The following is an 11,316-nucleotide window of genomic DNA, read 5'->3' as shown; positions in this document are numbered from 1 at the left end:
TCTCGTCGAGCTCATCGAAATCCACAAAGACCTGAAGTCGCGCGCTGGCGCCTGACGCTTCAGCCCATCGCCTGCGGCCCACGCCGGATGCTTACCGCGGTCGGAACGCGCGAATGCGAGATAGCGCTCGCGCGCCTCGCGATTGAACATCGCCCGCACGCCTTCGCGCTCGGCGAAGCGCACGAGCTCGAAATCGAGATTGGGCTCTATGTCCTCGCGTCGGTCCTTCAGCGCCGGCAGCTCGAAGGTCCATAGATCGAGACGCGCGAGCAAATCTTCACGGAATTTCCCCTTGGCGACGTCAACCGAAAGGTCGCGATTCGTGCCGGCGATCAATTGGAAGTCGCTCATCGTCTCCTTGTCCGAGCCGAGCGGCAGAAAGCGCTTCTCCTCTATGGCGCGTAGGATCACCGCCTGCTCGTCGGGACCCAGCTCGCCGATCTCGTCGAGAAAGAGAATGCCGCAGTCCGCCTTGCGCAGCAGGCCCGGCCGATCCGCGAGCGCGCCCGTGAAGGCGCCCTTGGCGTGGCCGAAGAGCGCCGACATCGCGCCGTCGCCCCGTAAAGTTGCGCAATTCACCTCGATAAAGGGACCCTTGAGGCGATGGCGCATCTTCTTCAATTCATAGATGCGGCTCGCGAGCTGTGATTTTCCGGCTCCGGTCGGCCCCATGAGCAGCAGCGGCGCCTTCGACAGCGCCGCCACTTGCTCGATGCGCTCGATCATTCGATTGAACGCATCGTTGCGGGTGGCGATGCCCGATTTGAGGAAAGACGTCGCCTGCGCCTTCTCGGCAGCGAAGCGTGTAGCGATCTTATCGTATCGCGCGAGATCGAGATCGATGACGCCATAGGTCCCTGTCCCGCCGTCGCGCCAGCGCTTGGGCGGCGTCAGCTGCAAAATCTTCGCCGGAACATAATGCGCCTCGACGAGCAGAAACCAGCAGATCTGCGCGACATGCGTCCCAGTCGTGATGTTGACCAGATAGTCCTCCTTTTCCGTGTCGAAGGAATAGGCGTCGGCGAAGTCGCGCATGGCGCCATAGACCTCCTGGAAATCCCACGGGTCGGTCAAATTCAAAATTCGCCGATTGACCGTCGTCTCCGGCGAGACCTGCGCGATGTCGCGGGTGACGCGCTCTGCGAGCGCAATGGCGTGATTGTCGTGAATGAGCTCCAGCCGGGCGACCAGAAAATCTTCATGCTGGCAGAGCGCCACAGTCGGGCGCCATCGCTCCCAGCGATTGTCCTTGCCGGCGTCCATCGTCGTGCCGAGAAAACCGATGACCACTCGCGGCCGCGCCATCATGTTTATCCATAAAGATAAGATACGATAATTATAGCTCGCTCAGCTGGAAGCCGCAAGCACGCAGCTCATCGTCGGCGGATTTTATAATCATTCAATAACAATATGTTGTTGCAACAGATCGCTGGCGCGACTCCTCTGGCACGCTGGTCGCAATAAAGGCTCCGTCACAATGAGAAGGAACGGAGCCATGGCGAGCAAAATCCTGTTCGCATCCATCGTCGGAAAGCTGCTTCCGCGGGCGAATGCGCGGAATGAAGCGGGCGGCCCCGCCTATGCGCGGACCCCGCGCCATAGACTCGCGCAGCTCGCCGCGACGGGAACGCTGAACCACACCTTCTACGCGGATGCGCAGAGTCAGCTCGACGATGTTCTGCTGACGGCGCTCGACATCGATCCGGCCTTCGTCGCCAAGGCGGCCGTTTATACGCGTCACAAAGGGCATATGAAGGACATGCCGGCGTTGCTCGTCGCGTTTTTGTCGACCCTGCAGACGGACGATTTCTCCAAGGCGTTCCGGCGCGTGATCGACAATGGCAAGATGCTACGAAGCTTCGTGCAGATCATGCGTTCGGGCGCGGTGGGGCGCAAGTCGCTCGGCTCACGGCCCAAGCGTCATATCGCCAATTGGCTCGAGGATGCATCGGACATCGAGATCATGCGCGCCGCGGTAGGCCGGGACCCCTCGCTCGCGGATGTGATCAAGATGGTCCACCCGAAGCCGAAGTCGAAAGAACGCCAAGCGCTCTACGGTTATTTGATCGGAAAGCCCTACGACGTTTCGGCTCTGCCGCAGATTGCGCGGGAGTTCGAAGCGTTCAAGCGGAATCCGTCACAGACGCCGCCGAACGTCCCTTTCCAAATGCTGACCGCGCTTCCTCTCACCGGGGAGCATTGGGCGTCGATCGGCTCCAAGGCAGGCTGGCAGATGTTGCGCATGAACCTCAACACTTTCGCTCGCCATGGCGCGTTCGATGTGCCGTGGTTCCCGCGCAACGCGGCCGAGCGGCTGCGTGACCGCAAAGAGATCGAGCGGGCGCGCGTGTTCCCTTATCAACTGATGGCGGCTTACGCCGCCGCGGACGACAAGGTTCCGCGCATGGTGCTGGAGGCGTTGCAGGATGCGATGGAGATCGCGGTCGCCAATGTTCCGCGGGTGAAGGGACGAGTGGTCGTCTGCCCTGACGTGTCCGGCTCGATGTCGTCGCCCGTGACGGGGTACCGCAAAGGCGCGACATCGAAGGTGCGCTGCATCGATGTCGCCGGACTGGTGGCGGCCGCGTTCCTGCGGAGCAATCGGCAGACGCTCGTGCTGCCGTTCGACTTCGACGTCGTGGATGTGCGCTTGAACGCGCGCGACAGCGTGATGACGAATGCGCAGAAGCTCGCTTCGATCGGCGGCGGCGGAACCAATTGCTCGGCGCCTCTGCGTAAGCTCGTCGCCGAGCGCGCCGATGTCGATCTCGTGATTCTCGTCTCGGACAATGAGTCCTGGGTCGATGCGCGACAGGGTGGGCGTGGAACGGCGACGATGGAGATGTGGCAAGAGCTCAAGCGACGGAACCCCGACGCCAAGCTAGTCTGCATCGATATTCAGCCCTACGCCACCACGCAGGCGGCGGAGCGCGACGATATCTTGAATGTCGGCGGCTTCTCCGACGCTGTGTTCGAGATGATATCGGCTTTCGCGAAGGGCGAGCTCGACGCGGAGCATTGGGTCGGCGAGATCGAGAAGCTCGATCTCGGATAGACGAATTGGGCCATGGCGAATGCAGTCGGGAGTACATTGCCTGTCACGCAAACCGCCTCCCGGCGATCGGCACGAGCCACTCGTCGCCATGGTCCGCCACGAAACGAAAAGGTCGCGACGAATGCCGAACGAAACTACATCGTGTCGCGGGTTCGACCCCCGCCAGGCGCAAGCCTGTAGCTCAGTGGTAGAGCAGGGCTCGAAGATTGCGGCGCGAGCCGCTTTCGAGAGGCTGAGTTTCGTTCAAACTCGTCGTCGCGGCCTTCTTCCAACGAAAGAGAAGGAAAACGCGAAACGTCATGGCGAATGCCGGTGGGAGTACATCCGCCACCTGGGCGCGGCGGCTGGAAACCGCCCCCGACTCACCGTTATCGGGAGCCCACCTCTCGCCACTCTTGTCGCCATGACGTCGAAATGAAAACGCGGCGAATGCCTGCGGGACTACATTGGTAGAGCGCCCTTGACCGGGAGGTCGGCGGTTCGATCCCGCCCGCGCATCGTAAGGATGCGTCGAAGCTCATGTCCTGCGCCGTTTTGTCGCCACGCCCTTGGAACATGTCGCTCACGCGCTGAAACGTCGATAGGCGTGACGTTCTACGTCGAGCGTTTTGAAAATGAGGAATAGGCCGATGGGGACGATTGCGGATCGCTCTTATGACTTTCTCAGCGAGGCCTTCGACGCCGCCAAGGCGAGCAAGGCGGCGCCGGTAAAAATGTGGACGCGCGGGGTGCCGGTGGACGAGGCCTCCAAGGAGCAGCTCCTCAACACCGCTCGCATGCCGTTCATCTACAAATGGCTCGCGGTTATGCCCGACGTTCATTATGGCAAGGGCTCGACCATCGGCTCGGTGATCCCGACCAAGGGCGCGATCATTCCGGCGGCGGTCGGCGTCGATCTCGGCTGCGGCATGATGGCGGTCCGGACCTCGCTCTCGGCGTCGGATCTCCCCGACACGCTTGCGCCTCTGCGGCTGGCGTTAGAAAAAGCCGTGCCGCATGGACGCACTCTCGGCCGGGACAAGGGCTCCTGGAGCGATTTGCCGGCGGCGACGGCCGAGGCTTGGTCTGCGCTGGAACTTGGATTCACGCGCATCGTCGACAAGCATCCCAAGCTCGCCAAGGCCAACACTGCGAACCATCTCGGCACGCTCGGCACGGGAAATCATTTCATCGAGCTCTGTCTCGATGAAGAGGATCGCGTGTGGTTCATGCTTCATTCGGGTTCGCGCGGCGTCGGCAACGCCATCGGCTCTTATTTCATCGAGCGCGCCAGGGAGGACATGCTCCGCTACTTCATCAATATTCCCGACAAGGATCTCGCTTATCTGCCAGAAGGAACCGAAGGCTTCGACGATTATGTCGAGGCCGTGGAATGGGCGCAGTCTTTCGCCATGGCCAATCGCGAAGTGATGATGCGCCATGCCGTCGACGCCGCGCGCGAGGTGATCGCAAAGCCCTTCGAGGCGCATCTCGAGGCGGTGAACTGTCATCACAATTATGTCGCGCGTGAACATCACTTCGGCGAGAATGTGCTGATCACCCGCAAGGGCGCAGTGCGTGCGGCCGAGGGCGTGATGGGCATTATCCCCGGCTCCATGGGGGCGAAGTCCTTCATCGTGCGCGGCAAGGGCAATGTGGAGAGCTTTTGCTCCTGCTCGCATGGCGCCGGACGCGTGATGTCGCGCACCGAAGCCAAACGTCGCTTCACGGTCGAGGATCATGCGGCTGCGACTGCGGGCGTCGAGTGTCGTAAGGACGCCGATGTGATCGACGAGACACCGAAGGCTTACAAGGATATCGACGCCGTGATGGCTGCGCAGGCCGATCTCGTCGAAATCGTCCATACTCTGCGTCAGCTCGTTTGTGTGAAAGGGTGAGCGTGCCGAAATGATCATGATCGATGGCGCCCTCGGCGAGGGCGGCGGGCAGATCCTGCGTTCCGCTTTGAGCCTGTCGATGGCGACGGGGAAACCCTTCGTCATCGACAGGGTTCGCGCCGGTCGCCCGAAGCCGGGCTTGATGCGCCAGCATCTCTCCGCAGTGAAGGCGGCAAAGGACATTTGCGGCGCTAAAACGACAGGCGACGAGGTGGGGTCGACACGCCTCGCCTTCGAGCCCGGCGCCGTGCGCGCCGGCGAGTATGTCTTCGACATAGGTTCGGCGGGCTCGACCAGTCTCGTGCTTCAGACTGTGCTCGTTCCGTTGGCGCACGCCGGCGAGCCGTCGCGCGTGACGATTCGCGGCGGGACCAATAATCTCGCTGCGCCACCTTTTGAATTTATCGACCGCGCCTTCCTGCCGCAGCTTCGACGCGCAGGTTATGCCGTCGCGGCGGCGTTGACTCGACCCGGATTCTACCCCGCGGGAGGCGGCGAGATCATCGTCGAAATCGGCGTGTCGACGCAGTTGCATCAGCTCGACATGCTGACGCGCGGCGCGGCGATCGGGCGTAAGGGCGAGGCGGTCGTCGCCAATCTCGACATATCGATCGCCTGCCGGGAGGCGGAGACTCTGTGCACGCTCATGAATTGGCCGAAGGACGTCGTGAAGCCGCTCATCGAGCGACGCGCCAAAGGTCCGGGCAATATTCTCGTGGCGACGCTCGCGTACGAGCATGTGACAGAGGTCTGCATCGGTTTCGGCCGCCTCGGCGCGAGCGCCGAGGCGATCGCCGAGGAATGCGCCACGCAGGTCAGATCATATCTTCTCGGCGACCATCCGGTCGGCCCCCATCTCGCCGATCAGCTGCTTCTGCCCCTGGCGCTCGGCGCGGGCGGCGCTTTCGTCACCTGCGCGCCGTCGCCACATATGCTGACGAATATCGCGATCATCCAGGCGTTTCTCGGCGAGAAAATTACGGCGACGGACCTTGGAAACGGCAATTGGCGCGTCCTGATTGGATAGGAGGCGGTGGCGCATGTGGTCTCCATCGTGACGCCACGACTTCACTCCTCGACGGTTCTCTTTCCCTGGCAGGCCGGCTCTTTGACCATCGGCGTCACGAATTCCTCGAGCCGCCGATGCAAATCCTTCGCGTCTTGCATTTTTTCGTACGGCCAATGTTCCACCTTTACTCCGATGCGCGGGTCGCAGCCGAGCGAAAAATATAGTTTGCAGAAACGCACGGGCGATTTGGTATCGCATTCCACGACGAGACGGTAGGAATCTCGCCCATGTGCCCGCTCGAAGAAATACTTGTCTGCAATCAGCCCATTCGCGTTGAACTCCTCGTCAAATCCGTATTGGGGAGCGCGCGAGATCTTACCTCCTCGCCAACGCGCCAAATAACCGGAGATCTGGTCTGCGGTCGCATCGGCATAGGTTAGGCGCTTCCCATCCCTCTCGATTCGGGCAACATTCTGGATCGTCACTTCGAACTGCCCTCCGCACTGCGTCGCTTTCCCATAACAGCGATACAAGCCTGCCGCGAGGTTCGCGCTATCACGGGGGCTGCTCATATCTGGATAGAAGGTCGTCAACGAGACGTTGTCATGCGTTCGGTAGCTCCATTCGCCGATTCGCTGCGTCCGGCTCTGATAGCGAAACCCCAGCGGGACAACGAGGGTGATCGAGTTCGACGATTCGTCGTCGTTCGAGCGCTCATACAAGTGAGTGACGCCGTTGTCGGCATCGTGGACGTCCGAACGAGTGGATCCATCGTCGGCCCGATCGGCTAGGTCGACGTTACGCAGAGTCCAATAGTAGTGGCTCCCGAAGAGGATGGTGTAGCAGAGGATCAACATCCAAAAGCGCCTAAGGCCCAACGGGGCGATGAATCCTCGGAATGTCTCGCTTAGCCTCGTCGGATGCGATCGGTCCCTGACGATGAGCCAGAAAACGGCGGCGCCGATCGCGCTGAAGGGCAGCATCGAATCCCACTCGCGGAACCGTGCCATAAAAAACGAAAGGACTGAGCCTATCGACATTGCCCGCAGCTCGATCGCGTGCTCCACGATAAGCTCATCGGTTACAGCCAATGCCCAAGCGGCAACGCCCATTAAGAGAGAAGTGCCCAAAGTGAATGGGATCTGGCGCCTCAGAGCGAAGTATTGCGGCGCGAAAAATGGCCATGCGACGCCATAGCCAAAGAAAGCCGCGAAAGCGATCGCCGGCGGCAGGATCAAAGACAGGCCAGGAACCGCAGGCGCGATGATCAGAGCTAAAAGAACTCGACGGAGCGACGGCACAGGCATCGCCGGCTGCGCTCCCTCCGTCAGTCGCGATTCGCGATGGCTGCACATCGTCACCACGACATGTCTTTCCTCCCGTCTCGCTGGCGCGCATGAAATCGAGAGGCCAAAGCCGCGTGCTTCCGCGGCTTCAGCAAAACCTCGAAAAAATGAGCAACACGAAGACAATCTCACAATTTGTCAAATTCGATGTCTGAGACGAGATACTCGTTCTTCAACTTGCGCTGGCCGCCGTGAAAAGGCCCGGTCCCGAAAGCATGTAGTGACAACTGTGGCCGATTGTCGGGCGGCGCGGTTCGGTAGAGTGCATTATAGAAGTCGCCGTTGATGGCCGCGAGCCTGCTGAAAAGCTCTTCCGCGATCACGGTAGAGTCCGCGGGCGCTACCACTCCCTCGACGAGCTCGACCGCGACTTCCATTCTCTTGTTACTTTCCTTATCTTCGTAGGATATCAGCCGAAAGGTGCTCGTCGCTAGACTGTCTATACCAAACAGAATTTCGCTGACGCTTTCCGGGGTGACGTTCGCGCCGAAATAATCGATTGACATGTCGGAGCGACCATAGACCAGGAGCAACGGTAGATCCGTCGACCGATTGAGCCCGTGGAGGACGTCCTCTCGTCCGTTCTCTTTCAGGTGGCGACGCAATTCCGGAAAGCGCAGCACGTGGCCACGGTCATGGATGTTGTAGCGGATCTTCGGCGCGAGATGAAAGGGGCGTGACATTGTCACGATCAGCTCGCCGACCGCGTTGGTCTCGATGTGATAGGCTAAAGGATTATATTGGAAGACCATGGGTGTGACGCCATATTCAGGGCGGATGAGCGCCTCGCGCACCCGCGCGTCCTCCACCATGGCGCGGCGCAAACGGATGCAGACTTCCGTTTCGATCGCCATGTTCACTTCGAGGTCGGACGCGCCATAGCTTCCGACGACTCGTTGAAACTTGCGCTGCAATGTGGTGCGAAGGCTTTCGGAAATGCCTTCGCCGCCATATCCTGCATCGACCGTGAAACGAGACCAGTCGATGCGCGGATCGTCGGCGAGACTTTTCAGAAAAGGCGGATACCCCATGACGACATAATGAAAATCGGGTCCGAACTCGATCATCGTGTCGACGATCTTGTCGATATTGGGGCCTGTGGATTTTAGGATCGAGGTCGGCGTGAGCGACAAGGATACATTCATGCCGGTCGCCCACGCGCCGAGCGCGAAGGCGTTGAGGATGAACATGCGCTGGCCTCGATCAACACTATCGGCGTAGCTCATCCGTATCATTTGGCTAACGATCCGGCGTTCGATCGGGCCTCGCACCCAGCTTGTGGGGCGACCGCTGCTGCCAGAGGATTCGTCGACGGTCACGCCTCGCGTCGGGAGGCGTCCGTGCTTCACTCTCTGCTCGACGGGATAGGCTTTGACATAGCTCGTCTTATCCGTTTCGGGAATGACGGACAGATCTGGGACGAATTCGTCATCGAGGCAGATATCGGGCCTTCCGCCGCGCGACCCGATGTAATCTCTGTAGGCCGGAACAAGCCGATACGCTTGGTAGTAACTGCGCCACGCACGCCAGACGCCGATGCGCCACCTCAGTTGTTCGAAGCCGGGCGTGAGTAACAGCCGGTAGAACGACACCGATGACGCCAGAAGCAATTCGACAACGTCGACCGCGACGACCGCGGCGAAGGCGGCCGGTCGGAGGAAAGGCTTCAGGAGCCGCACAAAAGCACATCCTCGATCGGCGCCCGCCGACTTTGCGGAGGTTCCGAGCTCCGCCCGAGACGCAACAGCAACCATACGCTATCCTCCCCATTCGCCTCGCCCGGCAAGCCCAGATACTCGATCATGTTCAGGCGCGCATTCTCGCTGGTGATCACCGAGCCGTAAGGATGCCAATAATATCCGTGCCGCGTCAGTGTTAGCCAAAGGCGGATCATCGTCCTTCCGGCGACTACCCAGTCCTCGCTGTCGGCATAGGGACCTCTCAGCCAGCCGATCGTCCCGATTCCTTTCATGGTCTGGCCATAGATCGCGCGAACGAGGTCGCGAACGCCAGGGAGCGTCCAGAAACGATGCTGGAGGAAGAAGCTTCGCAGAAGGGTCCCATTGAAAGTGAGGCACCGAGCTGAGAGACCATCTTTCAGCAAGTCTTCTTCACGCGCGTCGAACCGCAGCCATTTGACGAGCTCGGTTCTGAGCGCGTCGTCGTCGAGATCGTTGAACAAGGCCTGCTTGTTGAGTTCTACTACCCAGCCGATCGCATCCGCGTCGCTTCGCGTTTCGAACTTGTGACCATGACGCGCCGCCTCGTCCTCGAGGTCTCGCAGAATTTCCTTGGGGCAGGAGGAACCATCATAGGGGAGGCGCGACGTGCGCCGCTTCAAAACAAGATCCGCGTCGAGATCGGCCACAGGGGCCGACGGCGTTGTGAGATGAAGGCGCGCCACCGTTTGCGGCGTTTCGAAATCGCCATTTCGATACATGGGAGCGTGCTCGAAGCTCGTCTGCAGTTCCAGACCACGCCCATGCGCGGCGATCGAGCAGATTTCCGCGAAGATCCCCGCGGTTAACCAAGTGAACCGTCCCAGCGGATCGCCGATCCACAATCCGCGGCGCGGCAGGAAAACAATCTCGGCGCGTTCTCGATCGATAACACGCAGCCGAAAAGGCTGCGTGTTGTGCGGACTGGGCGCCCAGCGGGCGTAGCGGCCTATTGCCTGCCAATGAGTCATTGGATGAATTAAATCGAGCATACCTAGGTGCATAGACTAAGGAGTTTACCGGATTGTGAAGATTGAGATCCACTTTAGTCGGGCTTGCAGAAGAGCCGTCAGCCGTAATGTTTCGAGAGCAATCCATTCCGGCATCGGCAATACCGGGTAAGCGATCCCTCTATCGGGGCGATGCTTCTCGATCGTCTGCCGCAAATTCTGTTACAGATGGAAGCCGTTGACGATTTGTCGTTTCGCGGGCGCGTCTTCCCTGGGGCTCGCGCATAAAGGCCGCATTGATCGGAAGCGACCTCGACGTCGCCGCGTCCACTAGGTCACACGGCTTGCCGTTCGGCGTAGTGATCAACAAGCACGTCGGCGATTTCGCGCCGTTCGAGATCCACCATGTTGGCGGACTTTCCGGCGCCGGCCGCGGCATATCTCCCCTACCCGACCGGAATCGCCAGAAGCGTTCGCATATGGCAGCCGACGTATGGCCTTCGTCCGGTCTGCTCAAGAAGGCGGGTGGAGAGTGAGTCGATGGCCGTCATTTCGATCGGGAGATCAAAGCTTTCCGGACACGTTGTTATCTGCGGCACACGCTCAGTTTCGGAGATCTCCTGGAAATGATTGACGAATATCTCTACCGAGCTGGCGACAAGGCAGGAAAGACCGTTGATTTTCTGCTGCGTGACGAGCGAGACGTCGCCTACCGTTTCTTGTCGAGAATTCGTGAACCGAGGTCGCGTGCCTAACAAATTGTACTCGACGGCTATCAGGCGTCGCATAGCGCGGCGCGAGGTACGTCCTCCCCCAGCATTGCGGCGGCGTTCGGACCAATATCGGATCGCGGACATGTCTCAACAATCTCGTTCACGAACATCTAGCGATCAAACTTTTCTTGGGCCGAACGCTCGGATTGAAACGGATCCGAACCGCCTCGATCACTATCGCCGGCATTGATCTCATGCATTGGATCCGGAAAGGTCAGTTCAAATTCTCGGCAAGCTCGGGATTAAAAAGTATCGCGGGTCTGGCATCCAGAATGTCGCATTCGCAGCGTAGCCGAGGCTACTCGGGCGGGCCGGTGGTTGTACCTCATGATGCGCTTGCGCCAGAACAATCAGCAGTGTTGCGCCGTCGCAGATCCGCCGCTCGCGCGTCATAGGTCATGATTCGCGAGGACGATCAATTCCGGCGCGTGCGAAGTCGGGCGTCGCTGACAACCAGCATCTGGCGATCGATTTGGCCTTTGGCGGCGGCGGTGAGCACGCATTCCATCAGCGGATAGTATTGGCGACCGTCATACGAAACCAGCAGCAAGTCGACGCCTGCGTTGAGCGAAGCGACGACGCCGGAGC

The 11,316-nt window shown here is 60.2% G+C and carries 8 protein-coding genes; 4 read left to right on the top strand and 4 right to left on the bottom strand.

The window, feature by feature from the left end:
- On the bottom strand, positions 1-1,305 hold a 1,305-nt coding region (locus EDE12_RS21360), incomplete at its 3' end, for an RNA repair transcriptional activator RtcR family protein (protein WP_208326074.1).
- Between the two features lie 190 nt (positions 1,306-1,495).
- Between EDE12_RS21360 and EDE12_RS21355 the strand changes: the two genes are divergently transcribed.
- From EDE12_RS21355 to rtcA, 3 genes are all read left to right on the top strand, one after another.
- Positions 1,496-3,055: an RNA-binding protein gene (locus EDE12_RS21355; RefSeq protein WP_026597649.1), complete on the top strand. Its 1,560-nt coding sequence runs from the start codon at positions 1,496-1,498 to the stop codon at positions 3,053-3,055.
- Between the two features lie 629 nt (positions 3,056-3,684).
- The gene (locus EDE12_RS21350) at positions 3,685-4,932 is read left to right on the top strand and encodes an RtcB family protein (RefSeq protein WP_280949674.1); all 1,248 of its coding nucleotides are present in this window, start codon (positions 3,685-3,687) and stop codon (positions 4,930-4,932) included.
- A 16-nt stretch (positions 4,933-4,948) separates the two neighbouring features.
- Positions 4,949-5,959 carry an RNA 3'-terminal phosphate cyclase gene (gene rtcA, locus EDE12_RS21345; RefSeq protein WP_198029849.1) on the top strand — a complete coding sequence of 337 codons (1,011 nt, stop codon included), beginning with the start codon at positions 4,949-4,951 and terminating at the stop codon, positions 5,957-5,959.
- 41 nt (positions 5,960-6,000) lie between these two features.
- On the opposite strand, the gene EDE12_RS21340 is transcribed toward rtcA, so the two are convergent.
- From EDE12_RS21340 to EDE12_RS21330, 3 genes are all read right to left on the bottom strand, one after another.
- On the bottom strand, positions 6,001-7,305 hold the full coding sequence (locus EDE12_RS21340; RefSeq protein ID WP_134188298.1) for a hypothetical protein: 1,305 nt from the start codon (positions 7,303-7,305) through the stop codon (positions 6,001-6,003).
- 110 nt (positions 7,306-7,415) lie between these two features.
- Positions 7,416-8,966: a hypothetical protein gene (locus EDE12_RS21335; protein ID WP_051592297.1), complete on the bottom strand. Its 1,551-nt coding sequence runs from the start codon at positions 8,964-8,966 to the stop codon at positions 7,416-7,418.
- Positions 8,954-9,976, bottom strand: a complete 1,023-nt coding sequence (locus EDE12_RS21330; protein WP_026597652.1) for a hypothetical protein — start codon at positions 9,974-9,976, stop codon at positions 8,954-8,956. The genes EDE12_RS21335 and EDE12_RS21330 overlap by 13 nt, the downstream gene beginning before the upstream one ends.
- Positions 9,977-10,251: 275 nt before the next feature.
- Between EDE12_RS21330 and EDE12_RS22180 the strand changes: the two genes are divergently transcribed.
- Entirely contained in the window at positions 10,252-10,491 is a 240-nt protein-coding gene (locus EDE12_RS22180) for a hypothetical protein (RefSeq protein WP_084768254.1), read from the top strand.
- Positions 10,492-11,316 lie beyond the last annotated feature (825 nt).

The organism is Methylosinus sp. sav-2 (assembly GCF_004366495.1).
Lineage (GTDB): Bacteria > Pseudomonadota > Alphaproteobacteria > Rhizobiales > Beijerinckiaceae > Methylosinus.
The sequence above is the reverse complement of the archived record's forward strand: the minus strand, read 5'-3'. Positions and strand labels throughout refer to the sequence as shown.